Genomic DNA, 25855 nt, shown 5'->3' with positions numbered 1-25855 from the left:
GCACGTCGCGCCGATCGATGTCCCGTTGACTCCGGACGGGCCTTGAGCGGACCCCTGGCCGGAACTGTCGAAACGATTCCGAGTGTCCCTACCCCGTGTCCCTACCCCCCATGGACTTGGAGAAGTGAATTGTCTGACTTCACCCGACGGCAAGTGCTGCGATTCGGCGCGGTCGGAGCCGGGGCCGCGCTGGCGCCGTTCCAATGGACGGCGGTCGCCCGAGCCGCGGTGGCGGCCCCTCCCGAGGTGAGCGCCGCGAACGACCTGGCCCTCTGGTACGACGAAAGCGCCGGCACCGACTGGCTGCGCGCGTTGCCGATCGGCAACGGCCGCCTCGGCGCGATGGTGTTCGGCAACGTCGACACCGAGCGGTTGCAGCTCAACGAGGACACCATCTGGGCCGGCGGCCCGTACGACCAGAGCAACACGAGGGGCGCGGGAGCGCTCGGCCAGATCCGGCAGCTGGTCTTCCAGAACCAGTGGAGCCAGGCCCAGAGCCTCATCGACCAGAACATGCTGGGCAATCCCTCGGCCCAGCTGGCGTACCAGACCGTCGGCAACCTGCGGCTCACCTTCGGCAGCAGCAGCGGAGTCTCGGAGTACAACCGTGTCCTGGACCTGACCACGGCCACCACGACCACGTCGTACCTGCAGAACGGCGTGAGGTATCGGCGTGAGGTGTTCGCGAGCGCGCCGGACCAGGTGATCGCCATCCGCCTCACCGCCGACAGGGGCGGCTCGATCACGTTCTCCGCGACGTTCGACAGCCCACAGCGGACCACGCGCTCCAGCCCGGACGGCACGACGGTGGCGCTCGACGGCGTCTCGGGCGACCAGCGTGGCCTGGCGGGCAAGGTCAGATTCCTGGCGCTGGCCAAGGCCGTGGCCGACGGCGGCACGGTCAGCAGCTCCGGCGGCACCCTCCAGGTGCGGAACGCCAACAGCGTGACCGTGCTGATCTCCATCGGCTCCAGCTACGTGAACTACAAGGACACCGGCGGCGACTACCAGGGCATCGCGCGGGGCTACCTCAACGCCGCCAACGGCAGGACCTACGACGACCTGCGCTCCAGGCACGTCGCCGACTACCAGCGGCTGTTCGGGCGCACGACGCTCGACCTCGGCCGCACCTCGGCGGCCGACCAGCCGACCGACGTGCGGATCGCCCAGCACGCGAACACCAACGACCCGCAGTTCTCGGTGCTGCTGTTCCAGTTCGGCCGCTACCTGCTGATCTCCTCCTCGCGGCCGGGCACCCAGCCGGCCAACCTGCAGGGCATCTGGAACGACTCCCTCAGCCCGTCGTGGGATTCCAAGTACACCCTCAACGCGAACCTGCCGATGAACTACTGGCCCGCCGACACCACGAACCTGTCGGAGTGCTACGAGCCGGTCTTCGGCATGATCAACGACCTCACGGTGACCGGCGCCCGCACCGCCCGGGTGCAGTACAACGCCGGCGGCTGGGTCACCCACCACAACACCGACGGATGGCGGGGCAGCTCCGTCGTCGACGGCGCGCTCTGGGGCATGTGGCAGACCGGCGGCGCCTGGCTCGCCACCATGATCTGGGACCACTACCTGTTCACCGGCGACGTCGACTTCCTCCGGCAGAACTACCCGGCGATGAAGGGCGCGGCGCAGTTCTTCCTCGAGACCCTCGTGCAGGAGCCGAGCCTGGGCTACCTGGTCACGAACCCGTCGAACTCCCCCGAACTTCCCCACCACTCGGGTGTCAGCGTGTGCGCCGGCCCGACGATGGACAACCAGATCCTGCGCGACCTGTTCAACGGCTGCGCCAAGGCCAGCGAGGTCCTCGGCACGGACGCGAGCTTCCGGAGCCAGGTCCTGGCCGCCAGGGACCGGCTTCCTCCGATGAAGGTCGGCTCGCGCGGCAACATCCAGGAATGGCTGTACGACTGGGTGGAGACCGAGCAGAACCACCGGCACATCTCGCACCTGTACGGCCTGCACCCCAGCAACCAGATCACCAAGCGCGGCACCCCCACCCTCTACAACGCGGCGCGGCGGACCCTCGAACTCCGCGGCGACGACGGCACCGGCTGGTCGCTGGCCTGGAAGATCAACTACTGGGCGCGGATGGAGGAGGGCAACCGGGCGCGCAACCTGATCGGCCTCCTGGTGAGGACCGACCGGCTCGCGCCGAACATGTTCGACCTGCACCCGCCGTTCCAGATCGACGGCAACTTCGGAGCCACCTCCGGCATCGCCGAGATGCTGCTGCAGAGCCACAACGGCGAGCTGCACGTGCTGCCGGCGCTGCCCTCGGTGTGGCCCAGCGGGAAGGTGCAGGGCCTGCGGGGCCGCGGCGGCTACACCGTGGGCGCGACCTGGAGCTCCAATGGGAACACCGAGATCCTCGTCAAATTCGACCGCGCCGGCACGGTCAACGTGCGCAACCGGAGCTTCACCGGCACCTACCAGGTGGTCGACGCCGAGACCGGCGGCGCCGTCACCGTCACCAAGCCCGAGGCCGACGTCATCGCGCTGCCCGGCCAGGCCGGCCGCACCTACCGCCTGACCGGGTCCGGCGGCGGCACCACGCCGTCGACCTACGTGCGGATCGCCAACGCCTCCACCGGCCTGGCGCTGGACAGCGGCGGCAACGTGGCGTCGGGGTCGAACCTCAAGCAGTGGAACTGGGACGGCAGCACGAACCTCCAGTGGCAGCTCGTCGACCTGGGCGGCGGCTGGTATCGGATCGTCAACCGCACCAACGGCATGGTGGCCGACAGCTGGGGCAACACCGCCAACGGCGCCAACGCCAGGCAGGCGGCCTGGAACGGCGGCAACAACCAGCAGTGGCGCCTCAACGACCTCGGCAACGGCCGCTACCAGATCGTCAACCGCGGCACCGGCACCGCCCTCGACGGCATGGGCTACACCACCGCCGGCTCCACCGTCGGCATGTGGACGCCGAACAACAACGCCAACAACCAGTGGACCATCACCGGCGTGTGACCTGGCCGGTCCGGGCAGGACGGAAGGGAGTGTCAGGGCGGCAGCGGATCCTGCCGCCCTGGGGCACCCTGCACACCGAGACGTTCGCGCCCTCCGGCGCACGCGGGCATCGCCGGTCAGGACACGCCGTCGCGGGGCCGCACGACCGCGACGGGGCAGTGCGCGCGGTGCAGCACGGCGTGGCTGACCGAGCCGATCAGGGCGCCGCGCACTCCGCCCAGTCCGCGGGAGCCGACGACCACGAGGTCGGCGACGAGCGAGGCCTCGGCCAGCGCCGGGACCGGGTGGCCGCAGACCGCCGACTCGACGAGCGGGACGTCCGGGTGCTTGTCGCGCCACGGCGCGAGCCGCAGCCGCGCCGCCCGGCACTCGTTGTCGAATATCTCCTTGAGCGCCGGCCCGTATCCGACCGCGAAGGGCGACACCATCGGCATCTCCCAGGCGTACACCGCGTGCACCCGCCCGCGCCGCGCCCGGGCCTCCTCGAAGGCGAACTGCAGAGCCGCCTCCGAATGAGGTGATCCGTCGAAGCCGACGACGACCTCGTGGTACTCGTCCCGGTGCGGTTTGCGCACCACCACGACCGGGACCTCCGCGTGACCGGTCAGGCCGAGGCCGACGGAGCCCAGGACCAGGCCGGAGAAGCCGCCCATCCCCCGGCTGCCGACCACGAGGGCGTCGGCGGCGGCCGATGCGGCGCGCAGGGTCTCGACGACCGTCCCCTCGGCGAGCTCCGTGGTCACCTCCAGGCCGGGGGCGATCTCCCGGGCGCGGGCGGCCGCCGCCGCGAGCACGCCCTCGCAGAACTCGCTGTAGGACTGGGCGAAGCCCTCGACGGCGTGGAACGGGTATTCGTGTGCCCACGGCTCTCGCACGTGGACGATCCGCAGTGCGGCCTCCCGGCGCCGCGCGTCGTCCGCCGCCCACTCCAGCGCCGCCGTCGCCGGCTTCGATCCATCGACGGCCACGACGATCTGTCCGGACATGTACTTCTCCTCCTGTGCTCAAGCGGTACGCGGACGCGCGAGGGTCAGCGCTCCCGGCCACCATCGCACCGTGTCCGCTGCCCACGGCGCAGCAGACGAAAGTCCTCAAGCGGAGGGACTTCCGCCCGCCCGGGCCCGGCGGGCTCCGCACAGCGGCCGCGGGGGGGGGGGGGGGGCCCCCCCCCCCCCCGGGGGGGGGGGGGGGGGCGGGCCCCCCCCCCCGCGGCCGGGTGTGGGCGTCGCCGGTCAGGCCCGCGACAGCCTGATCACGTTCCAGGAGACCGGCGGCAGCACGATCCGGAGCGGATCGCTCCGGTGGCTCGTGTTGGGGCGGGGCGCCACCCGATCGGGGTCGTCGGCGGTGTTGCGGGCGTAGACGTCCTCGTGGGTGAGCGTCGTCGCCTCGACGATCCGCACGGCGCCAGTGCCAGTGCCCGTGCCCGCGCCCAGCGCCCCCGCGTCGAGCTCCAGCTCCACCGGCTCGGCCGTCGACCTGTTCACCACGAACAGCGTCGTCTCCGTCTCGTCCCGGGTGGCGACCGCGTGGAGCACGGGCACCGCGCCGAACTCGGCCGTCTCGTACGTCGGGCAGACGGGCTCGACCCGGACGACGTCGCCCTTGGCGTGCCGTGCCGCCTGCGCGAACGGGTGGAAGGTCGTCTGCCGCCAGGCCCGGCCGCCCGGCTCGGTCATGATGGGCGCGATCACGTTCACGAGCTGGGCCATGCAGGCCGCCGCGACCCGGTCGCTGTGCCGCAGCAGCGTGATGAGCAGGCTGCCGAAGGCCACGGCGTCGGCGAGGTGGTAGTGGTCCTCCAGGAGCGGCGGCGCGACCGGCCAGTCCTGCCCGGGCTCCGCCGCCTGGACGCGGCTCAGGTACCAGACGTTCCACTCGTCGAAGGAGACGGAGATCTTCTTGCTGGAGCCGAGTTTGGCCCCCACCTGGTCGGCCGTGGAGACGACCGTGGAGATGAAGTGCTCCATGTCGCTGGCGCAGGCCAGGAAACCGGCGAGGTCGCCGTCCTTCTCCTCGTAGTAGGCGTGACAGGAGATGTGGTCGACCAGGTCATAGGTCTCCTCCAGGACGGTCGCCTCCCAGGTGCCGAAGGTCGGCATGGAGGAGCCGGAGCTGCCGCAGGCGACCAGTTCCAGACTGGGGTCGACCATGCGCATGGCCCGGGCGGTCTCGGCGGCGATCCTGCCGTACTCGAGGGCGGTCTTGTGCCCGATCTGCCAGGGGCCGTCCATCTCGTTGCCCAGGCACCACATGCGGATGTCGTGCGGATCCTTGGCGCCGTTGGCGATCCGCAGGTCCGACAGCGCGGTGCCGGACGGGATGTTGCAGTATTCGAGGAGGTCCACGGCCTCCTGCACGCCTCGGGTGCCGAGGTTGACCGCCATCATCGGCTCAAGGCCGGCCACCCGGGTCCACCGGATGAACTCGTCGATGCCGATCTCGTTGGTCTCGGTGCTGTGCCAGGCGAGGTCGAGCCGCCGGGGGCGCTGCTCGCGCGGGCCGATGCCGTCCTCCCAGCGGTAGCCGGAGACGAAGTTGCCGCCGGGGTAGCGCACGGTGCTCACGCCGAGCTCGCGGGTGAGCGCGAGCACGTCGCCGCGGAACCCCTCCTCGTCCGCCGTGGGGTGGCCGGGCTCGTAGATGCCGGTGTAAACGCAGCGGCCGAGGTGCTCGACGAACGTGCCGAACGTGCGGCGCCGTACGGGGGCCACACGGTGGGCGGGATCGATGGTCAGCTGTGCCTGGAGCACGAACATCTCCTTCAGCAGGCAGGGGTCTCGCGGGCTGATTGTTAGCGTTCGCATTGCCTCTGGTCAAGATCTCGCCCCGGAAAACCCGACCCTTGACGCATCCGCTGTTACCGCTAACAGTCGTAGTCGATCTCCCCTCGGGACGCCGACGGCGTCCCCTGGACCTAGCCGGCACCCTCGTGCGGGGAATGCCCGCCATCCGGCCGGGCATGCTCTCAGTCAAGGAACCTCTGGGGGCGGGAGCGCGCATCGTGACTCGCGGCGTGACGAACGGCCGGGCGGGCCGGGCCAGGTGGGCCCCCGCCGTGCTGACCGCGCTCGGCCTGCTGGCGGGCGCGTGCGGATCCGGCCCGGGGAGCGGCACGGCGACCGGCACGCCGACCGTCCGGCAGAGCAGCCCGGCGGCCACCTCCCCCACCCCCTCCGCCACAACCGCCGTGGGTTCCCTCGTGGCGGGCCGCTACCAGCCGCTGTGGCCGTTCGCCGACGAGAGACAGGCGCGGGACTGGCAGGAGAGCTACCGCTCGGGCGGCCACCAGCCCTGGCACCTGGACGCGGAGCGCACCGCGCTCTCCTTCACGCAGGGATTCCTGGGCTTCACCGGTGTCGACCGGGTGGTCAAGCGCACGGTGACCGGTGCGGACGCCCGCGTCTCGGTCGGCATCCGCGGTGAGGGCGGCGGGCGGCTTGGCATCGCCGCCGTCATCCACCTGGTCAGGTTCGGCACGGGGCCGGACGCGCCGTGGGAGGTGGTGGGCACCGACGACACCACCTTCTCCCTCACCACGCCCCGGTACGGCGCCCTCGTCTCGTCCCCCGTCACGGTGGGCGGCAGGATCACCGGGGTGGACGAGAGCGTCCGGGTGCAGGTACGCGCGATCGGGAGCACCCGCCCCCTCGGTGAGCGCTGCTGCGTCTCGGCCGGAGGGGACGACGCCCCCTGGTCGGCCACCGTGACCTTCCGCGCGGACCCGGGCCGCACGCTCACCCTCGTCGCCAGCACCGGCGGTCATGTGGCGGAGGTCGAGCGCTTCGCCGTCACCGGCGTCCGGGTGGCGCGGTAGGCGCGCGCCGCTTCGCGTGCACGACCTACTTCGCGTGCACGACGACGCTGCCGTGGGCCACGTCACCGGCTCCGTTCTGGTAGATCAGGTCGCCGGTCCTCTCGTCCCAGATCCGGACGGCGAAGCGGTCCACGCCGTCCCCGTCGCCGGTGTCGCCGTCGCGGGCGACGACCTCGAAGCCGTACCGCCCGGCGCCGCCGATCGTCCCGATGCCGCGATACCGGACCTCTCCACCCGCGACCACGAGCCAGTCGTACGCCGTGGACCGGAAGCTCAGCCGCCCGGCCTGGAACGAGAAGGTCGTGTCACCGATCGGAACCGCGTGGTCCTTGCCGGAGGCGTTCTTCACGTACCTGGCCGCGAACCCGAAGGTGGCCTGACCGGTCAGTGCGGGGTTGGCGCGGTAGGCGCCCGCGGGCGAGTCGATCCAGCCGCCGCCGGTGACGGAGCCGGCGTCCCGGTCGTACACGACCACCGGACGGCCCGTGGCCGTGGCGGTCGCGCCGTCGTCGTCGGCGACGGTGACGACGGGCTCGTACACACCGGGCTTCGCGTAGGTGCGCCGGGCCGTGCACGTCCCGCCGTCGACATCGCCGGACGAGGTGGTCCCGTCCTTCCAGTCCACCGCGCAGGTGAGCACGTCGTTCGCGCCCCGGTCGGTGACCGGGACCGAGAGGGTCACGCGCGTGCCGGCCTCGACCGGGCCGGTGGGCGTGACGACGTCCCCGGTCTTGGGAGCCGCGTTGGCGACGGTCACCTTCGCGGTGTCGCGGCTGCGGCCGGAGGTCAGCGTGACGGTGTAGGTCCCGTCGTCGTCGCAGGTGAGGGCGGTCTCGGCGGCGGTGGGATCCGAGAAGGAGCAGGTCGCGCCGGAGCCGGCGTCCTCACCGGGGGCGTAGCTCCACTTCGCCGCGCCGGTGGCCGATCCCGCCAGCCGGATGGGGGACCCCTCGCGGCCCTCGGCGTCCGGCCCGGCGTTCGCGACCGACACCGGGGCGACGCTCTCCAGCGTCGGCACGACCTTCTTGATCAGGCCGTTCTCGTCGAACTCCATCCGGTCGATGGTGGTCTCCCGGTGGGTGCCGTCGCCGCCGGGGACGGCGAAGCGGTGATAGGCGATGTACCAGTCGTCGGTGCCCGGCACCCGTACGACGGAGTGGTGGCCGGTGCCCCTGATCCCGAGGGACAGGTCCTTCTGCAGGATCACGCCCCGCTTGGTCCACGGGCCGAGCGGCGAGGCGCCGGTGGCGTACGCGACCTGGTAGTTCTCGTCGCGCGTGTCGTTCTCCGACCACATGAAGTAGTAGATCCCGCCGCGCTTGAAGACGAACGAGCCCTCGTTGTAGCCGCTCGGCTTGTACGTCTTCACCTTGGCGGGGTCGAACGACACCATGGCGTCGTTCAGCGGCACCTGGTAGGAGTTGCCGTTGCCCCAGTAGAGGTAGGCCTGGCCGTCGTCGTCGACGAACACGTCGGAGTCGATCATCTGGCCGCTGTAGGTCCCGGCCGCCACCAGCGGCTTGCCCAGGGCGTCCTTGAACGGCCCGGCCGGCGAGTCGGACACGGCGACGCCGAGGTGTTTGCCGGTGTCGCCGGTGGCCATGCCGCCGCTGAAGTAGAAGTAGTACGTGCCGTTCCGCTCGGCGATCGTCGGCGCCCACGCGCTGTTGTCGGCCCAGGTCACGTCGGGTCCGAGGTCGAGGACGACGCCGTGGTCGGTCCAGTGGACGAGGTCCTTGGACGAGAACGCGTGGAACTGCGTGCCGCTCCACGCGGCGAAGCCGTCGGTGGTCGGATACATCCAGAACGTGTCGCCGAAGACGGCGATGTTCGGGTCGGCGTACAGGCCGGGGAGCACCGGGCTCCTCATCACCCGCGCCTCGACCGTCCACGTCCGCCGGGCGCCGTCGGAGCCGGTGACGGTGTAGGTGACCGGCTCGGACAGGTCGCGCACGGTGCCGGAGGCGGGACTGATGCTCGCTCCCGGGACCAGGGTGAACGCGGGGGCGAGCCGGCTGAGGTCGGTGCCCTCCTTCACCGGCAGGACGATCCTGCCGTTCGTGCCGTCCACGATCGCCGGGACCTTGAGCTCGGGCAGCGTGGCCGCGCCGACGGCCGCCGTGTTGCCGGAGACCCGGAGCACCTCGGTCGCCGACAGCGCGTGGTCGTAGATCCGGAAGTCGTCCACCTCGCCGGCGAAGTAGGGGTCGGCCGCGTAGAGCGACTTCCCGATGTATCCCGTGTGGTCCTTGGTCGCGTCGTACAGGTCGGAGGGCGTGACCGGCACGTCGGTCGCCCTCGCCGCCTCGATGCCGTCGAGGTACATGACGGCGGTCCTGCTGTCGCCGTCGACGGTCACCGCGACGTGCTTCCAGGCGCCGCCCGGCAGGGCCGCGCCGCCGGACAGCTTCGACTCGGCCTGCCAGCCGCCCGCCGTGATCGCCGAGTAGAGGGTCTTGCCGCCGTTGTACGGCGAGGTGAACAGATACTTGGTGCTGTCCGGGCCGAGACCGTACAGCCACTGGTTCACCGCCGTGGAGGCGTTCCACTTCACGTAGGTGGCGACGGTGACGCCGCCGAGGCCCTTCAGCACGCCGTTCGGGATCTTCACGTACGGCGCGGTGGTGGACGAGGACGGCCCTCCGGACATCGCGAAGGAGCCGCCCTCGACGCCCCGGCCGAAGGCGGGCGCCCGCTCGTAGCCGCCGTCGTTGCCGTGGCCCGAGGCGTCGTGGACGACGGTGCCGCCCGTCTCGTCGAACGTGTACCGCAGCAGCAGGCCGGACGGTTCCGTCTCGCCGGCCGCGTGCGCCGGGGTCACGAGCGGGCCCGCCACCAGGGACAGCACGGCCGCGGCCGCGAGCGCGAGCCGAGGGAAGCGTGGGAGGCATCGTGGGGGGGTGGTGCGGCTGGGCATCGTCTCTCCCGACCGGCGGCCCGGGACCATCGGCCTTGTTAGCGCTAACATCAGGAGACCCGCTCCGCCCCGACGATGTCGGGAGCGGAGTGGATCGGTCTCGTGAGTGTCGGCCGCGGAGCCTGTGATCGTCAAGACCCCGCGCGAAGGCCCGGGGTTGTCAGTGGCCCCGGCGGATCCACTCGTCGAGGTGCGGCAGCTCCGCGCCGATCGTCGTGCTGTCGCCGTGACCGGTGTGGACGACGGTCTCGGGCGGCAGGGCCAGCAGGCGGTCGCGGATCGAGTCGATGATCACGCCGAAGTCGGAGAACGAGCGGCCGGTCGCGCCGGGACCGCCCTGGAACAGGGTGTCGCCGGTGAAGACGACGCCGAGGCCGGGCGCGTGGAAGCAGCAGGCGCCGGGAGCGTGCCCGGGAGTGTGGAGCACTTCGAGGCGGGCTCCGGCGACCTCGATGACCTGTCCGTCGGACAGCGTGCCGCCGGGCTCGCGATCGGGGTGGGTGAGCCGCCAGACCGGCAGGTCGTCCGGGTGCAGCAGGACGGGCGCCCCGGTGGCCTCCGACAGGTCCGGCGCGACCCGCACATGGTCGTCGTGGGCGTGGGTGGCGAGGATGGCCAGGACGCGCCGGCCCGCGATCACGTCGGTGATCGCCTTGACGTCGTGGGGCGCGTCGAACACCACGCACTCGGCGTCGTCGCCGAGCACCCAGACGTTGTTGTCGACGTCGAAGGTCTGGCCGTCCAGGCTGAAGGTGCCCGAGGTGACGGCATGGTCGATACGGGCACTCACTTGAAGATCACCACCGTGCGGAACATGACCTTATTCTGCACGTGATCCGCGGGCGGTGACGACCGGGAGGTCACGATGGGGGCTCACGGCCCCTGACGCTGGTCCTCGGCGGTCCGGGAGGGCTTGGGCGGCAGCACCGGCTCCAGGCGGAACATCCCGGCCGACACCTCCTCGTGCGGGGGCGCGGCCCCCCGCCTGCCCGCGACCGCCACGAGCACGTCGGTCACGGTGACGAGACCCTGCAGGGCGCCGGAGGTCCCGATGACCGGGACGACGTCCACCCCCGACTCCAGCATGACGTCCGCCACCGCGGGGAGCGACGCGTCGGGCGACACGTGCGGGCACCTGCGCCCGGTCAGCAACTGGCGCACCTGGCTGCTCGACTGCTCCGCCGGCCCGCCGGACCAGTGGGCCGCGATGTCCTCCCGGGTGAGCACGCCGATGATGCGGGAATTCGAATCCACAACGGGCAGGTGATGCATCGACCCGCGACGCATGAGTTCCCAGGCCATGAGCGGTGACTCGTCCGGCTTCACGGTCACGAGCACCCTGCTCATCACGTCGGCGGCGGTCATGGCTTCTACGGTCATCGTTCCTCCCGCGGGCGGCGCTGCGCCATCTCCATCCGACCACCGTGGGCGCGGCGCCGCACGGGCCCAAAGACCCGACCGCCGGGGACCTCCGGCACCTGCCCGTACGGCCCGGGCGGCGGTGGAATGACGACGACGGCGACGGACGGGGGAGGTGGGCCATGCTGGCCGCTGAGGTCATGAGCAGCCCGGCGATCACGTTGCGCCGCGACGACTCCGTGCGGCGGGCGATCCGGGTGCTGTACGACCACGACATCACGGCCGCCCCCGTGCTCGGGGAGCACGGCGAGCTGATCGGCATGGTCAGCGAGATCGACCTGCTGTGCGGCGCGTTCGCGCCGGGCGCCTCGGCGCCCCGCACCGTGGCGGACGTCATGTCGCGCCAGGTGAGCACGGTCGAGGACACCACGGACGCGCGGGTGCTGACGGACCTCATGATCGCCAAGCGGGTCAAGAGCGTGCCCGTGCTGCGCGACGAGCGGGTCGTCGGGATGGTCAGCCGCCACGACCTCATGGCGCTGCTGGCCCGGTCGGACGACGAGCTGCGCGAGGCCGTCCTGGCCGCCCTGCGGGAGCGCTACCCCTCCGACGCGTCCTGGGAGGTGCTCGTGCGCGACGGCGAGATCGACCTGCGGGGCCCGGAGGGCCAGGGCCCCGGGCACGTGGGCGACCTGCTGGAGCGGACCGTCCCGGGGGTGCGGCCGGCCCGCCTGCTCCGCTGACGCGGCGCCGGCGTGACGGCTCAGCGCGCCCTCACCACGGCCACCGGGCAGCGGGCGTGGGCGAGCACGGCGCGGCTCACCGAGCCGAGCACGGCCGCGGTGAAGGCGTTGCGGCCGTGGGAGCCGACCACGAGCAGGACGGCCCGGGACGAGGCCTCGATGAGCGCGGAGACCGGATGGGCGCGGACCATGTCCAGCTCGGCTTTGACGTCGGCGTACCCGCTCCGCCACGGCTGCAGCTCGCCGCGCGCGTAGTCCTCCGCGGCCCGCCGCATGCCGTCCAGGTCCATCCCGATCACAGGCCCGTACGGCACCGGCGGCTCCCAGGCGCAGACGACCCGCACCCGGTGACCGCGCAGCCGCGCCTCCTCGAACGCGTACGCCAGGGCGGGCCCGGACGCCTCCGAACAGTCGAACCCCGCCACGATCTCGGCCGCCGCCTCCGGGGGCTCCGGCCGTACGACGACGACCGGCACGGCCACGTGCCCGGCGACCTGGTTGCCCACCGAGCCGAGCAGCATGCCGGGGAAGCCGCCCGCGCCGTGGCTGCCGAGCACCACTTCGGAGGCGCGGGCCGCCTGGTCGCGCAGGACCCGGCCGGGACGCCCCTCGGCGAGCTCCGTCGTCACGTCGAGGCCGGGGCGCCGGTCCCTGGCGACCCGCTCGGCGTGGTCGAGGAGCTGCCGCCCGGAGGGCGCCAGCCTGTCGTAGCTGTCGGGGATGGGATAGCGCGGGCCGTCGTACGGCAGGCGCTCGACAGCGTGGACCACCCGCAGGGGCAGGCCCTGCAGGACGGCGTGTCCGGCCGCCCACTCCACCGCCCGGGTCGCGCCCGCGGACCCGTCGGTGCCGACGACCACCGGATCGCTGACCCGATCGGCGAACGGATCACTGATCGGCTCGGTCATGGCGCGATGCCTCCTCACGGTGTCGATCAACTGTCGATCAAGGTGCCGATCACGGTGCCGGGCACGGCGTGGACGGCAGCGGGACGCTCCAGCACACGCGCGTTCCTCCGGCGGCGCCGGTCTCGGCGGCGCACGACCCGCCCAGGCTCTCGGCGCGGTCGCACAGGTTGCGCAGGCCGCTGCGGCGTCCCCGCGCCGGGAGGCCGACCCCGTCGTCCTCCACGAGCAGGGTCAGCCGGTCCTTGTCCAGGCGTACGGTGACGGCGGCGCGGGTGGCGTGGGCGTGCCGCACCACGTTGGAGATCGCCTCCCGCGCCACGGCCAGCAGGTGATCGCCGACGTGGGCGGGCACGCGGGTGTCGAGCTGCCCGTCCATGCACAGGGCCGGCAGGAAACCGAGGGGCTCCCGGGCGCCCTCGACCAGCTCGACGAGCCGGGCGCGCAGCCCGGGGGCGTCGGCGGGAGCGCGCAGGGCGAAGATCGTGGAGCGGATCTGCCGGATCGTGCCGTCGAGTTCGTCGATCGCGGTCCGCAGCCGCGCGGCCGCCTCCGGGCGCTCCACCAGCCGCGTGGCGCCCGTCAGCGTCATCGCGACCGCGAACAGCCGCTGGATGACCACGTCGTGCAGGTCCTTGGCGATGCGGTCGCGGTCCTCCAGCAGGCCGAGCCGCTCGGCGTCCCTGCGCGCCTCGTCCAGTTCGAGCGCGACCGCCGCGTGCCCGGCGAAGGAGTGGACCATGCAGACCTCCGCCCGGCTGAACGGGACACGGCCGGGCCGCCTGGCCAGAGACAGCACTCCGCGCACCGCTCCCGGCGCCCCCAGCGGCACCGCGCACGCCGCTCCCGCCTCCCCTGTCGCCGTGAGGAAGTCGGTGTCGCTCAGGTCCGTGACGACGCGCGGCTCCGCACGGAGGAAGGCCTGCCCGGCCAGCGAGCCCTCGACGGGCAGCCGGCGCCTGCGGGCCGGGCCGGGCACGCCGTCCGCGATCGCGACCCGCAGCGTCAGGCCGCCGTCTTCCGGCAGGAGGATCGCCGCCGTGTCCGCGCCGGCCATCCGCCGGGCACGGCGGGCGATCAGCGTCAGCACCCGCGGCGTCTCGGCGCCGGACAGCAAACTCCTCGTGATCTCCGCCGACGCCTGGAGCCAGGTCTCCCTGCGGCGGCTGTCCTCGTAGAGGCGGGCGTTCTCGATCGCCACCCCGGCGGCGCCGGCGAAGGCCACGATGATCGCCTCGTCGTCCTCGTCGAACTCCCCTCCCCCGCGCTTGTCCGTCAGGTAGAGGTTGCCGAACAGCCGGCCCCGGACCCGTACGGGCACGCCGAGGAAGCCGGCCATCGGCGGATGGCCGGCGGGGAAGCCGTACGACCGGGGATGGTCGCCGATGCGGGCCAGCCGCAGGGGCCGGGGTTCCTTGATCAGCAGGCCGAGCAGGCCCAGGCCGTGCGGCCAGTGATCGATGCGGGCGATCTCCTCCTCGCTCAGCCCCACGGGGACGAAGCGGGCGAGGGTGTCGTCCTCGCCGATCACGCCGAGCGCGGCGTACCTGGCGTCGGCCAGCGTGGCGGCGGTCTCGACGATCCGGTGCAGCACGGTCTCCAGGTCCAGGTTCCCGCCCACGGAGACGACCGCCTCCAGCAGCGCGTAGGCCCGGTCGCGCGTCGACAGGACCGCCTGCAGCCTCGTGTGCAGTTCGGCCAGCAGCCCGTCCAGGTGCGTCTGCGGGATCATGGTCCGCTCCCCCGTCGGCGCCATGCATGCCCCCCACATTGGAGTGTCGCAAACCGGGCACTCCACGCTCCCGCCCTTTGCCAGGTCGCGACCGGCTTCTTACGGTACGTATGCGCCCATCCTCCGTCGGCCGCGGACATACTCGGATTGAGCCGAATCGGACGCGGGGGTGCGCCATGAGTGAGCCGCGTGACGGCGTCATCCGGGTCGCCTGGCACGGAGCCGACCGGTTCGACGTCCGGATCCGGCGCCACGTGGTACGCGCCGACCAGCCCGCGGACGTCGGCGGGAGCGACACCGGCCCCACTCCGGCCGAGCTGTTCGTGGGCAGCGTGGCGGCGGGCGTCGCCTGCTGCGCCGAACGCTACCTGCGCCAGCGGCAGCTGCCCGCCGGGGTGGGCGTGACCGTGCGGTACGGCCTGGGCGTCTGCCCCGGGCGGATCGACCACATCGAGCTGTCGGTGGAGGCTCCCGGCCTGCCCGCGGGGCTGCGCGCCTCACTCCTGTCGGTCCTGGAGCACTGCGCCGTCTGCACCACGCTGCGGGTGCCGCCGCGGGTCACGTTCGAGGTCCGCCAGGAAGCCTGCCCGGGGGCCGGTCAGGCCAGCCGGCCGACGCCGCCGAGGACGTAGCCGCCCTTGCTGTGCTCGATGAAGTCGCTGTCGTTGCGCCAGTCGGCCACGTCGACCAGCCCCGGCTCGACCAGCTCGAACCCCGTGAAGAACCTGGCGATGTGCTCGGGCGTGCGGTCGCGCAGCGCGGCCGTCGACTTCTCGTACACCGCCCTGGCCTCGGTGATCGTGTCCTCGCTCAGGCGGCCCTGGGTGCCGTGGGAGATGACGAGGTGGCTGCCGGGGGCCATGCGCTCGCGGAAGTACGGACACCACCCGCTCGGCGTCGTCGTCGTCCACGAAGTGCAGAACGGCGACGAACAGCACGGCCACCGGCTTGCTGAAGTCGATCAGCTCCTTAGTAACCGGGCTCTCGACGATCGCGTCCGGGTCGCGCATGTCGGCCTGCACCACGCCCGTACGGCCGGTGCCGGTGAGCAGCGCCCGCCCGTGCGCGGCGACGATGGGGTCGTTGTCGACGTAGACGACGGTCGCCTCGGGATCGACCTCGTGGGCGACCTCGTGGACGTTGCCCTGCGTGGGGACGCCCGTGCCCAGGTCGAGGAACTGCCGGATGCCCGACTCGCTGAGGAAGCGGACGGCCCGGCCGAGGAACTCCCGGTTCTGCCTGATCACCAGGCGGCCGTCGGAGCCGACCAGTTCGAGCAGTTTCTCGGCGGCGGCCCTGTCGACCGCGAAGTTGTCCTTGCCGCCCAGCCACCAGTCGTAGATCCGCGCCACGCTCGGCGTGGAGAAGTCGATGGCCTTCAGCGCTTCCTCGTCCCGGCTCACCCGCGCTCCCCTCGCCTTCCCGCTCCGCGATGATCTTACGGGAACGGGCGGGAGACGGCGGCCCGGTAGTCGCCGGCGATTCGGGCCGCGACGGCCAGCAGCGGATCGACCAGGCGGGGCAGCTCGCGCACCCGCCTGGAGGAGACCACGATGCCGACGGCCGCGACGGGCCGGTCCCCGGCCAGCACCGGCGCGGCGGCCGAGCAGGAGCCGAGCGTCATCTCCTCGTGTGTCGTGGCGTACCCCTGGGCGCGCACCTGGGTCAGCTCGCGGGCCAGCCGGCCCGGCTCGGTGATGGTGTGCGGGGTCGGCCGCTCCAGCGGTCTCGACAGGTAGGAGCTGACGAACCAGCCCGGCTCGAAGGCGAGCAGCGCCTTGCCGACGCCGGTCGGGTGCATGGGCAGGCGCGCGCCGGTCCGCGACACGATCGGCACGGCCCGCTTGCCGTACACCTTGTCCACGTAGAGCACCTCCAGCCCGTCGCGCACCGCCAGGTGGACGTTCTCCCCGGTGCCGCCGAACAGCTCCTGCAGCCAGGGGCGCGCCACCTCCTGCAGCGGGTCGGGAACGAGCTGGCCCAGCTCCCACAGGCGGCGGCCGATCTGGTAGCGCCCGTCGGCGCCGCGGCGCAGGGCGCGCCACTCCTCCAGCTCCCCGACGAGCCGGTGGGCGGTGCTCAGCGCCATGCCGGTCCGTTCGGCGATCTCCGTCAGCGTGAGCCGTGGGTGGTGGGCGTCGAAGGCGCCGAGAATGGCCAGCACCCGGGACGTCACGGAGCGTCCCGGGTCGCGCGCGCCGCCGGCCATGTGACCCCCTTCTTCCGCTCAGTAGAAGCAAAGCCTACGCGGGACGGCGGGTGCTTCCCGATGCTTGGGCCATGCGAACTCAGGTCGGGATCATCGGGGCCGGGCCGGCCGGCCTGCTGCTCTCTCATCTGCTCCATCTGCGCGGGATCGAGTCCGTCGTGCTCGAACGCCGCAGCAGGGACTACGTCGAGCGGCGGGTGCGGGCGGGGGTGCTCGAACAGGGCACGGTGGACACGCTCGTGGAGGCGGGGGTGGGCGGGCGCATGCAGGCGGAGGGCCTGCCCCACCACGGGATCGAGCTGCGGTACGGCGGAGCGGGCCACCGCATCGCCTTCGAGCGGCTGGTGCCCGGACGGGCCATCACCGTGTACGGCCAGCAGGAGGTCGTCAAGGACCTGATCGCCGCACGGCTGGCGGCCGGGGGCGACGTCCGCTTCGAGGTGGACGACGTGGCGGTGCACGACATCGATACCGACAGGCCGTACCTCACTTTCGGGGGCGAGCGGCTGGACTGCGACGTGATCGCCGGGTGCGACGGCTTCCACGGCGTGTCCCGGCCGTCGATCCCCGAGGGCGTGCTGACCGAGTATCAGCGCGACTACCCGTTCGCCTGGCTCGGCATCCTCGCGAAGGTGAAGCCGTCGTCGGAGGAGCTGATCTACTCGCGGACCGAGCGCGGCTTCGCGCTGCACAGCATGCGCACCCCGGAGATCAGCCGCTTCTACCTGCAGGTGGCCCCCGACGAGGACCTCGCCGCGTGGCCCGACGAGCGGATTTGGGCCGAGCTGCGGGCCCGGCTGGAGACCGTGCCCGGCTTCACCCTCACGACCGGCGAGATCCTCGAGCGGGGGATCACGCCGATGCGCGGCTACGTGGCCGAGCCCATGCAGTACGGCAGGCTGTTCCTGGCCGGGGACGCGGCCCACATCGTGCCGCCGACCGGCGCGAAGGGGCTCAACCTCGCGGTGGCCGACGTGCGGGTGCTGACCGAGGCGCTGGCGCGCTTCTTCGCCGACGGCTCGACCGAGGCATTGGACGACTATTCGCGGGCCTGTCTGCCCCGGGTGTGGCGGGCCCAGCACTTCTCGTGGTGGATGACGACGCTGCTGCACACGTTCGAGTCCGACGACGCCTACGCCAGGAAGCTGCAGACCTCCTATCTCGACTACGTGACGTCCTCCGAGGCGGCCGGGACGACACTGGCGGAGAACTACGTGGGCCTGCCCTACCAAGAGGAGACACCGTGACACACCCGCCCTACCTGCACCCGGACTACGCCAGCACGGTCCTGCGGGCGCCGTCCCGGCCGCCGCTGGAGATGAAGCAGGACCCGGAGGCGGCCGAGCTGACCGGCCCGGTCTTCGGCCGCGGCGAGGTGGACCCGCTCGACGCCGACCTGACCGCGGGCCACGCGGGCGAGCCGCTCGGCGAGCGCATCATCGTCACCGGACGCGTCCTCGACGCGTCGGGCCGGCCGGTGCCGGACACGCTGGTGGAGATCTGGCAGGCCAACTCCGCCGGCCGGTACGCCCACCAGCGCGACCAGCATCCGGCCCCGCTCGACCCCAACTTCACCGGGGCGGGCCGGTGCCTGACCGACGACGAGGGCCGCTACCGGTTCGTCACGATCAAGCCGGGGGCCTATCCCTGGCGCAACCACCCCAACGCCTGGCGGCCCGCGCACATCCACTTCTCGGTGTTCGGCACGGCGTTCACCCAGCGCCTGGTGACGCAGATGTACTTCCCCGGCGACCCGCTGTTCGCCTTCGACCCGATCTTCCGGTCCATTCCCGACCCGGCCGCCCGCGAGCGGCTCGTCGCCACGTTCGACCTGGGGATCACCGAGCCGGAGTGGGCGCTCGGCTACCGGTGGGACGTGGTGCTCGGCCGTACCCCCATGGAGGACGCGTGACCACCCCTTCGCAGACCGTCGGCCCGTTCTTCGGGTACGCCCTGCCGTACGCGGCCGACTGGGAGCTCGTCCCCGAGGACCACCCGGGGGCCGTCACGATCACCGGCCTGGTGCTGGACGGGGCCGGCGAGCCGGTGCCCGACGCCCTGCTCGAACTGTGGACCGGGGAAGGCGGTGATCGGGGCGCCCTGAGCCGGAGCGGGACCGGGGTCTCCGGCTTCGGCCGGTGCGGCACCGCGCCCGACGGCTCCTACCGGTTCCGCCTCGCGCCGCCGTCCCGGCCGTACGCCGCGCTGCTGGTCTTCGCGCGGGGCCTGCTCAAGCCGGTGCGCACCCGCGTCTACCTCGCCGACGTGCCCGACCCCCTGCTCGGCTCCCTCGACCCGGCCCGCCGCGCGACGTTGCTCGCCCGCCCGGAGGGGCAGGACGTCTATCGGTTCGACGTACGGCTGCAGGGCGAGCGGGAGACGGTCTTCCTTGAGTTCTGACGGAGGCGCTGATCGCGGGCTGCTCTCCCCGGTGTGGGCGGGCACGGAGGTGGCGGCGGTCACGGCCGACGACGCCTGGCTGCGGGCGATGCTGGAGGCGGAGGTGTGCCTCGCGCGGGCGCAGGCCCGCCTCGGCGTCGTCCCCGGGCGGGCCGTCGCCGCGATCACCGAGGCGGCCCGTCATGACCGCCACGACGCCGCCGGCCTCGCCCGCCGCGCCAGGGACGCCGGCAACCCCGTCGTCCCGCTGGTCAAGGACCTGCGGGCCGCGGCCGGCGAGGCCGGGTCCTGGGTGCATCACGGCGCCACGAGCCAGGACATCCTCGACACCGCGGCGATGCTGGTCGCCGCGCGGGCCCGCGAGGTGATCCTGCGCCACCTCGACCGGGTGCTCGCCGCACTGGCCCGGCTGGCCGCCGAGCACCGGGACACCCCGATGGCGGGCCGGACGCTCGGGCAGCAGGCCGTGCCCACCACCTTCGGCCTGAAGGCCGCCGGGTGGCTGACCGGCTGCCGGGACGCGCGCGACCGCCTGGCGGCGGTGCCGCTGCCGGTCCAGCTCGGCGGCGCGGCCGGCACCATGGCCGGGTACGGCGAGAGGGCGCTCGACCTGCTGCCGCTGTTCGCGGCCGAGACCGGGCTGGCCGAGCCGGTGCTGCCCTGGCACACGCTGCGCACGCCGGTGACCGACCTGGCCGCCGCGCTCGCCGCCGTGACGGGCGCGCTGGGCAAGCTCGCCACCGACGTGATCCTGCTGGCGCAGAGCGAGGTGGGCGAGGTCGCCGAGCCCGCCGCGCCGGGCCGGGGCGGCTCGTCGGCGATGGCGCACAAGCGCAACCCGGTGCTGACCACGATGATCAGGTCGGCGGCGCTCCAGGCCCCGGCGCAGGCGCAGGTCCTGCTCGCCGCGCTGGTCGCCGAGCACGAGCGGCCCGCCGGGAGCTGGCACGCCGAGTGGCAGCCGCTGCGCGAGTGCCTGCGCCTGGCGGGCGGCTCGGCCGAAACGGCCGCCGAACTGGCCGAGGGGCTGGAGGTGTTCCCCGGACGCATGCGGCACAATCTCGATCACCTGCTCGCCGTGCTGGCCGAACACGGGGAGGACCCCGGCGTCGGATCCGCGCCCGCTCTGGTCGACCGGGCTCTGGCGCACCACGAGAGAAAGGCACCATGATCCCGCACCACCGATTCGACGGGCCGCAGGACGCCCCGGTCGTCGTGCTCGGGCCCTCTCTGGGCACGACCCTCGACCTGTGGGAGCCGCAGCTCCCCGTGCTCACCCGCACCTGGCGGGTGCTCCGCTACGACCTGCCCGGCCACGGCGGCTCGCCGGCCGCCTCCGGTTCCGCGCGTGATCTGACCGTGGACGACCTCGCCGACGGGGTGCTGGCGCTGCTCGACCACAACGGCCTGGACTCGGTCGCGTACGCGGGGGTGTCGCTGGGCGGGGCCGTCGGGACCGCGCTGGCGCTGCGTGCGCCGGACCGCGTCGCGAGCCTGGTCCTGTGCTGCACCTCCGCCCGGTTCGGCACGGCGGAGAGCTGGCGCGAGCGCGCCGCGCTGGTCCGCGCCGAGGGCACGAAACCCCTGACCGAGGCGACGCGGAGCCGGTGGTTCACGGCGGGTTTCGCCGACGCCGAGCGCTACCTGGACATGCTGCGTGGCGCGGACCCCGAGGGATACGCCGCGTGCTGCGACGCCCTGGCGGTCTTCGACGTCCGCGACCGGCTCGGCGAGGTCCGCGCGCCCGCCCTGGTGATCGCCGGAGCGGACGACCCGGCGACGCCGCCGTCGGACGCCGAGGTCCTGGCCCGGGGCATCCCGGAGGCCGAGCTTGTCGTCGTGCCGGGGGCCGCGCACCTGGCCGCCGCCGAGCGCCCGGACGTCGTGAACACGGAGATCACCCGGCACCTGACCACCCGCTGGAGGACGGCATGAGCCACGAGGACGGCATGCGGGTGCGCCGCGAGGTGCTGGGCGACGCGCACGTGGACGGGGCGCAGGCGCGGACCACCGAGTTCACCGCGGACTTCCAGGACCTGATCACCCGGTACGCCTGGGGCGAGATCTGGACCCGGCCCGGGCTGGACCGCCGCACCCGCAGCTGCATCACGCTCACCGCCCTGGTGGCGCGCGGGCACCTGGAGGAGCTGGCCATGCACGTGCGGGCCGCGCGGCGCAACGGTCTCACGACCGAGGAGATCAAGGAGGTGCTGCTGCAGACCGCGATCTACTGCGGGGTACCGGCCGCCAACGCCGCGTTCGCCGTCGCCCAGCGGGTGCTGGCGGAGGACGTCCCAGGGATGAGGTGAAGTCCTTTTCCCTGGGTACGGGTGCCTCACGAGCACGAGGAGGGACCTGAATGATCGAAATCATCCCAGTCGAAACCCCCTCCCTGGGCGACCGCAGCTACCTCGTCACCGACGGGGAGGTCGCCTTCGTGGTGGACCCGCAGCGGGACATCGACCGGATGCTCCGCCTGGCCGAGCGGCGCGGCGTCGAGATCCGCCATGTCTTCGAGACCCACGTGCACAACGACTATGTGACCGGCGGGCCCGCCCTGGCCGCGGCCACCGGCGCGGACTACCACGTCAACGCGGCCGACCCCGTGGAGTTCGACCGGAGCCCGATCGAGGACGGGGACGTGGTCGAGGCCGGCCCGCGCATGCGCCTGCGGGCCGTCGCCACCCCCGGCCACACCTTCACCCACCTGTCGTACGTGCTGGAGTCCCAGGACCGGCCGCCCGCCGTGTTCACCGGAGGTTCGCTGCTGCACGGCACGACCGGGCGGCCCGACCTGCTCGGCCCCGAGCACACCGGCGCCCTGGTGCGCGCCCAGTACGCCTCGGCGCACCGGCTGGCCCGCGAGCTCGCGGCCGAGACCGACGTCTTCCCCACCCACGGGTTCGGCAGCTTCTGCTCGGCCACCCAGTCGGACGTCGCCGAGTCGACGATCGGCAGGGAGCTGCGGGTCAACCCGGTCCTGACCCGGAGCGAGGACGAGTACGCGGAGTCGCTGCTGGCCGGGCTGGACGTCTACCCGGCGTACTACGCGCACATGGCCCCGCTCAACCTGGCCGGGCCGGACGCGCCGGACCTGTCCGCGCCGCGCCGCGCGGACGCCGCCGAGCTGCGCCGCCGCCTGCGGGCCGGTGAGTGGGTCGTGGACCTGCGGTCCCGTACGGCGTTCGCGGCGGGCCACCTGGCCGGGACGCTCAACTTCGGGCTGGACGGCAACCTCGCCGTCTACCTGGGCTGGCTCATCCCGTGGAGCTCGTCGGGAACGCCGCGGATACCGGTGACCCTGCTGGGCGAGACGCCCGGGGACATCGCGCAGGCGCAGCGCGAGCTGGCGCGGGTCGGCATCGACCGCCCGGCCGCTGCCGCCACCGGAGGGCCCGCGGAATGGACCGGCGACGACAAGCCCGCGTCCATGCCGACGGCGACGTTCGCCGACATGGCGGCCGTGCGGCGCCACCGCCCGATCGTGGTCCTGGACGTGCGCCGTACGGTGGAGTGGCGCGAGTCGCACGTCTCCGGCGCGATCCACATCCCGCTGCACGAGCTGCCCGCGCGGCTGGACGAGGTGCCCGGCGGCGAGGTGTGGACGCACTGCGCGAGCGGCTACCGGGCGTCCATCGCCGCCTCGATCCTGGCCGCCGCCGGGCGGGACGTGGTGGCCGTGCACGACGCCTACGACCCCAACACCGTGATCTTGCAATTTGTCGCAGACAGCGGCGCCGACCTGGCACGGAACCATCCGTGATCATGCAATGCCGCCCGATGGGCCGCCGTCAGCCGAGGGCCAGCAGCGCGATCACGGTGCGGGCGGCCTGCCCGCCCTCCTCCTCGGCGATGGCCAGGGCGGTCGCGACGTCCAGGTCGTCCAGCAGCGCGCGCACCGCCGCCCGCTCCCCCGCCGCCGGGGCCGCGGGCCGCCCGGCAGCGGTTCGGGAGGCGGCACGGTGCAGCCGCTCCAGCCGGGCCGCGGCCTCCTCCAGGTCGCCGGGGCGGTAGTCCCAGTCGGCCGCCCACGGGTGGCCGAGGAGCAGCAGGCGCACGGCGCCGACGGGGTGGTGCCGCAGGAGGTCGGCGGTGAAGACGAGGTTGCCCGCCGACTTGGCCATCTTGGCGCCGTCCACGCGGACCACCCCCACGTGGAGCCAGGCGCGGGCGAACGGCCGCACTCCGGTCACCGCCTCGGCCATCGCGGCCTCGTAGGCGTGGTGCGGGAAGCGCAGGTCGGCGCCGCCCGCGTGCAGGTCGAGGGCCGGGCCGAACGTCGTCAGCGCCATGGCGGCGCACTCGGCGTGCCAGCCCGGCCGCCCGTCGCCCCATTCGCTCGGCCAGCCCGGCTCTCCCTTCGCCGACGGCCGCCAGACCGCGACGTCCGCCGGGTCGTCCCCGCGCGGGCCGGCCCCGCCGGAATCGGGGTCGTCGCCGAACTCCGCCAGCAGGCGGGCCGCCTCCTCGGCGCCGAGCCCGGCGCGCTCGCGCACGCCCGCGCCCCGGAAGTACACCGCGCCCTCCCGCTCGTACGCGTGGCCCAGCTCCAGCAGCGCGCGGGCGAGCGCCACGACCTGCGGCACATAGGTGTGCGCCCGCGGCTCGTACGTCACGGGGTGCACGTGCAGCGCGGCCATGTCCCTGTCGAAGTAGAACTGCTGCACGGCGGCGAAGCTGTCGTAGGGGCTGCCGGCCCGGCGCGCCGCCGAGGTCAGCACGTCGTCCACGTCGGTGACGTTGCGGCACACCTCGACGGGCACGCCCGCGTGCCGCAGCACCCGCACCGCCACGTCGGCCCACACGAACGTCCTGGCATGACCGAGATGGGTCGTGTCGTAGGGCGTGATCCCGCACACGTACATCCGGGCGCGGCCCACCACGGGCAGCGACGTCGTGCCGATCGTCAGCATGCAACCCCCTTCATCCCGGGCGGAGGAACTCCCGCAGCCGATCCAGTGGCCACGTGTTGATTACCCGGTCGGGGGTGAGCCAGCCGCGCTGCGCGGTGCCGACGCCGTACCGCATGACGTCGAGGTGTGGCACGGCGTGCGCGTCGCTGTCGATCGAGAACAGCACGCCCCGGTCGGCGGCCCGCCGGACGAGGCCCGAGGGCAGGTCGAGCCGGTCGGGGAAGGAGTCGATCTCCAGCGCCGTCCCGGTGCGCACACAGGCGTCGAACACCCTCGGCCAGTCGGCGTCCACCGGCTCCCGCCTGCCGATGATCCGCGCCGTCGGATGGCCGATGATCTTCACGTACGGGTTCTCGCAGGCCCGGATCAGCCGCCGGGTCATCTCCTCGGGCGGCTGGGTGAAGTGCGAGTGCACCGAGGCCACGCACAGGTCGAACCCGGCCAGGAACTCCGGCGGCCAGTCGACCTCGCCCTCCGGGCCGATGTTGAGCTCACACCCGTGCAGCAGCGTCATGCCGTGGCGGGCCGCGCCGAGGCGGCGCAGCCGCTCGCGCTGGTCCAGCGCCTTCTCGTCGGTCATCCGCTGCATGAAGAGGTCGGGCGCGTGGTCGGTCACCGCGTAGTAGGCGTAGCCGCGCGCCGCGGCCGCCTCGACCATCTCCTCCAGCGGCGCGAGCCCGTCGGTCAGGTCGGTGTGGGTGTGCAGGTCACCGCGGATGTCGGTCAGGGTCACCACCGTGGGCAGCCCCCCGGCCAGCGCGGCCTCGATCTCCCCGGTGTCCTCGCGCAGCGCCGGCGCGATCCACGGCAGGCCGAGCATGCCGTACACCTCGGCCTCGTCCGCCGAGGTGATCTTCTCGCCGGTCGCCACGTCGAACACGCCGTACTCCGACAGCTTCAGCTTCCGATGCACGGCGATCTCGCGGGTGCGGATGTTGTGCGCCTTGGAGCCGGTGAAGTACTGCAGCGCGGCTCCCCAGGAGTCCCCCGGCACCACCCGCAGGTCGACCTGGAGCCCCGCGGCCGTGCGGACCGAGCTCTTCGTCTCGCCGTGCGCGATCACCTCGGTGACGTACGGCAGTGTGGTGAAGGCCGCCATCAGAGCGGCCGGATCCTCGGCCGTGGCCAGGACGTCCACGTCGCCGATCGTGTCCTTCATCCGCCGCAGCGACCCGGCGTACGCGCACCGCTCGCAGCCCGGCACGGCCTGCAGCGCGGGGACGATCTCCTCGGCGACCGCCATCGCGATCCCGATGTGCACCCGGCTGCCGGTCTTGCGCATCACCTCGATGCCGTGGAGCAGGTTCTCCTCGGTCTTCGTCCCGAAGCCGTGCAGCCCCTCGAGGGCCCCGGCGTGGATGGCGTCCTCCAGCTTCTCGATCGAGTCGACGCCCCGCTCGTGATACAGGACCATGGCCTTCTTCGGCCCGAGCGTGGGGATCGTGGTCAGCAGGCGCACCCCGGCGGGGATCTTCGTCCGCAGCTCCTCCAGCTGGTGGATCGACCCCGTCCGCAGGTATTCGTCGATCTTCGCGGCGATCGACGCGCCGACGTTCGGGATCGCCCGCAGGGCCGCCGCGTCCATGCCGTCGATCTCGTGGCCGTACCCGCCGACCGACCGGGCCGCCTTCTCGTAGACCCGCACCTTGAACGCGTCTCCCCCGGTGATCGCGATCAGGTCGGCGTACTCCTGCAGCAGCCCGGCGACCTCCTCGTTGCAGCGTCTCATCACAGGCACCCCCAGGCCAGGCTGCGACGAGCCCCGGATCCCCCTCCAGGTGCGGAGGTCCCGGCCCGGTGTGACCGAAGACCCGGGTGATTCGTACTGCTCTCAAGGCGACATCCCGCCCTGCCCTCCCGGGCCGGAAGTTGACCATA

Annotated in this window: 22 protein-coding genes and 1 pseudogene; 11 read left to right on the top strand and 12 right to left on the bottom strand. The window is 72.9% G+C overall.

Annotated features, from left to right (window positions below):
* Nucleotides 1-153 precede the first annotated feature (153 nt).
* Nucleotides 154-2982 (top strand): glycosyl hydrolase family 95 catalytic domain-containing protein, encoded by a 2829-nt coding sequence (locus tag ACIBK1_RS16170; protein WP_396735612.1) that lies wholly within the window; start codon nucleotides 154-156, stop codon nucleotides 2980-2982.
* Nucleotides 2983-3098: 116 nt separating this feature from the next.
* Here the strand turns inward: ACIBK1_RS16170 and ACIBK1_RS16165 are convergent, their stop codons facing one another.
* Together ACIBK1_RS16165 and arfA are read right to left on the bottom strand one after the other, a co-directional pair.
* Complete coding sequence (locus ACIBK1_RS16165) at nucleotides 3099-3968, bottom strand: universal stress protein (RefSeq protein WP_396735609.1); 870 nt, start codon at nucleotides 3966-3968, stop codon at nucleotides 3099-3101.
* A 246-nt stretch (nucleotides 3969-4214) separates the two neighbouring features.
* Nucleotides 4215-5735: an arabinosylfuranosidase ArfA gene (gene arfA, locus ACIBK1_RS16160; protein WP_396723210.1), complete on the bottom strand. Its 1521-nt coding sequence runs from the start codon at nucleotides 5733-5735 to the stop codon at nucleotides 4215-4217.
* 251 nt (nucleotides 5736-5986) lie between these two features.
* Between arfA and ACIBK1_RS16155 the strand changes: the two genes are divergently transcribed.
* Nucleotides 5987-6799, top strand: coding sequence for a hypothetical protein (locus tag ACIBK1_RS16155; protein ID WP_396735606.1), 813 nt, complete (start codon nucleotides 5987-5989; stop codon nucleotides 6797-6799).
* Nucleotides 6800-6824: 25 nt separating this feature from the next.
* On the opposite strand, the gene ACIBK1_RS16150 is transcribed toward ACIBK1_RS16155, so the two are convergent.
* The 3 genes from ACIBK1_RS16150 to ACIBK1_RS16140 all read right to left on the bottom strand — a co-directional run bounded on the left by ACIBK1_RS16150 (nucleotide 6825) and on the right by ACIBK1_RS16140 (nucleotide 11096).
* Entirely contained in the window at nucleotides 6825-9716 is a 2892-nt protein-coding gene (locus ACIBK1_RS16150; protein ID WP_396735603.1) for a family 43 glycosylhydrolase, read from the bottom strand.
* 160 nt (nucleotides 9717-9876) lie between these two features.
* Nucleotides 9877-10506, bottom strand: a complete 630-nt coding sequence (locus ACIBK1_RS16145; RefSeq protein WP_030508008.1) for an MBL fold metallo-hydrolase — start codon at nucleotides 10504-10506, stop codon at nucleotides 9877-9879.
* Between the two features lie 83 nt (nucleotides 10507-10589).
* Nucleotides 10590-11096 (bottom strand): CBS domain-containing protein, encoded by a 507-nt coding sequence (locus ACIBK1_RS16140; protein ID WP_051761715.1) that lies wholly within the window; start codon nucleotides 11094-11096, stop codon nucleotides 10590-10592.
* Between the two features lie 161 nt (nucleotides 11097-11257).
* On the opposite strand from ACIBK1_RS16140, the gene ACIBK1_RS16135 reads away from it, so the two are divergent.
* Nucleotides 11258-11818, top strand: coding sequence for a CBS domain-containing protein (locus ACIBK1_RS16135; protein ID WP_396735598.1), 561 nt, complete (start codon nucleotides 11258-11260; stop codon nucleotides 11816-11818).
* A 20-nt stretch (nucleotides 11819-11838) separates the two neighbouring features.
* Here ACIBK1_RS16135 and ACIBK1_RS16130 read toward each other — a convergent pair whose 3' ends face one another.
* The gene (locus tag ACIBK1_RS16130; RefSeq protein WP_051761713.1) at nucleotides 11839-12726 is read right to left on the bottom strand and encodes a universal stress protein; all 888 of its coding nucleotides are present in this window, start codon (nucleotides 12724-12726) and stop codon (nucleotides 11839-11841) included.
* A 49-nt stretch (nucleotides 12727-12775) separates the two neighbouring features.
* A complete protein-coding gene (locus tag ACIBK1_RS16125) occupies nucleotides 12776-14455 on the bottom strand; it encodes a sensor histidine kinase (protein WP_396723201.1) in 1680 nt (559 codons plus the stop codon).
* 176 nt (nucleotides 14456-14631) lie between these two features.
* On the opposite strand from ACIBK1_RS16125, the gene ACIBK1_RS16120 reads away from it, so the two are divergent.
* Nucleotides 14632-15087, top strand: a complete 456-nt coding sequence (locus tag ACIBK1_RS16120) for an OsmC family protein (RefSeq protein WP_051761712.1) — start codon at nucleotides 14632-14634, stop codon at nucleotides 15085-15087.
* On the opposite strand, the gene ACIBK1_RS16115 is transcribed toward ACIBK1_RS16120, so the two are convergent.
* The 3 genes and pseudogenes from ACIBK1_RS16115 to ACIBK1_RS16105 all read right to left on the bottom strand — a co-directional run bounded on the left by ACIBK1_RS16115 (nucleotide 15054) and on the right by ACIBK1_RS16105 (nucleotide 16664).
* The gene (locus tag ACIBK1_RS16115) at nucleotides 15054-15317 is read right to left on the bottom strand and encodes an SAM-dependent methyltransferase (protein ID WP_396735594.1); all 264 of its coding nucleotides are present in this window, start codon (nucleotides 15315-15317) and stop codon (nucleotides 15054-15056) included. The two genes, ACIBK1_RS16120 and ACIBK1_RS16115, sit on opposite strands and share 34 nt — an antisense overlap.
* 79 nt (nucleotides 15318-15396) lie before the next feature.
* Nucleotides 15397-15807 (bottom strand): annotated as a pseudogene (locus ACIBK1_RS16110) (SAM-dependent methyltransferase); the annotation flags it as partial.
* 86 nt (nucleotides 15808-15893) lie between these two features.
* Nucleotides 15894-16664: an IclR family transcriptional regulator gene (locus ACIBK1_RS16105; RefSeq protein WP_357324663.1), complete on the bottom strand. Its 771-nt coding sequence runs from the start codon at nucleotides 16662-16664 to the stop codon at nucleotides 15894-15896.
* A gap of 71 nt (nucleotides 16665-16735) precedes the next feature.
* Between ACIBK1_RS16105 and ACIBK1_RS16100 the strand changes: the two genes are divergently transcribed.
* The 7 genes from ACIBK1_RS16100 to ACIBK1_RS16070 are packed head-to-tail and all read left to right on the top strand — an operon-like array spanning nucleotide 16736 to nucleotide 22827.
* Complete coding sequence (locus ACIBK1_RS16100; RefSeq protein WP_396735591.1) at nucleotides 16736-17911, top strand: 4-hydroxybenzoate 3-monooxygenase; 1176 nt, start codon at nucleotides 16736-16738, stop codon at nucleotides 17909-17911.
* Nucleotides 17908-18576 (top strand): protocatechuate 3,4-dioxygenase subunit beta, encoded by a 669-nt coding sequence (pcaH, locus tag ACIBK1_RS16095; protein ID WP_076434148.1) that lies wholly within the window; start codon nucleotides 17908-17910, stop codon nucleotides 18574-18576. The genes ACIBK1_RS16100 and pcaH overlap by 4 nt, the downstream gene beginning before the upstream one ends.
* Nucleotides 18573-19064 carry a peptidase associated/transthyretin-like domain-containing protein gene (locus ACIBK1_RS16090; RefSeq protein ID WP_030507998.1) on the top strand — a complete coding sequence of 164 codons (492 nt, stop codon included), beginning with the start codon at nucleotides 18573-18575 and terminating at the stop codon, nucleotides 19062-19064. The genes pcaH and ACIBK1_RS16090 overlap by 4 nt, the downstream gene beginning before the upstream one ends.
* Nucleotides 19054-20235 carry a 3-carboxy-cis,cis-muconate cycloisomerase gene (pcaB, locus tag ACIBK1_RS16085; protein WP_396735587.1) on the top strand — a complete coding sequence of 394 codons (1182 nt, stop codon included), beginning with the start codon at nucleotides 19054-19056 and terminating at the stop codon, nucleotides 20233-20235. The genes ACIBK1_RS16090 and pcaB overlap by 11 nt, the downstream gene beginning before the upstream one ends.
* Nucleotides 20232-20999, top strand: a complete 768-nt coding sequence (gene pcaD, locus ACIBK1_RS16080; RefSeq protein WP_396735584.1) for a 3-oxoadipate enol-lactonase — start codon at nucleotides 20232-20234, stop codon at nucleotides 20997-20999. Before pcaB ends, pcaD begins: the two co-directional genes overlap by 4 nt.
* Nucleotides 20996-21373 carry a 4-carboxymuconolactone decarboxylase gene (gene pcaC / locus ACIBK1_RS16075; protein WP_396735581.1) on the top strand — a complete coding sequence of 126 codons (378 nt, stop codon included), beginning with the start codon at nucleotides 20996-20998 and terminating at the stop codon, nucleotides 21371-21373. The genes pcaD and pcaC overlap by 4 nt, the downstream gene beginning before the upstream one ends.
* Before the next feature lie 50 nt (nucleotides 21374-21423).
* On the top strand, nucleotides 21424-22827 hold the full coding sequence (locus ACIBK1_RS16070) for a rhodanese-like domain-containing protein (protein ID WP_396735578.1): 1404 nt from the start codon (nucleotides 21424-21426) through the stop codon (nucleotides 22825-22827).
* A 28-nt stretch (nucleotides 22828-22855) separates the two neighbouring features.
* Here the strand turns inward: ACIBK1_RS16070 and ACIBK1_RS16065 are convergent, their stop codons facing one another.
* Nucleotides 22856-23977, bottom strand: a complete 1122-nt coding sequence (locus ACIBK1_RS16065; RefSeq protein ID WP_396735575.1) for a class I tRNA ligase family protein — start codon at nucleotides 23975-23977, stop codon at nucleotides 22856-22858.
* A 10-nt stretch (nucleotides 23978-23987) separates the two neighbouring features.
* Nucleotides 23988-25706 (bottom strand): DNA polymerase/3'-5' exonuclease PolX, encoded by a 1719-nt coding sequence (polX, locus tag ACIBK1_RS16060; protein WP_396735572.1) that lies wholly within the window; start codon nucleotides 25704-25706, stop codon nucleotides 23988-23990.
* Between the last annotated feature and the right edge of the window lie 149 nt (nucleotides 25707-25855).

It is taken from the genome of Microbispora rosea (assembly GCF_044460045.1).
Classification (GTDB): domain Bacteria; phylum Actinomycetota; class Actinomycetes; order Streptosporangiales; family Streptosporangiaceae; genus Microbispora; species Microbispora rosea.
This window is presented reverse-complemented; position numbering and strand designations above follow the sequence as displayed.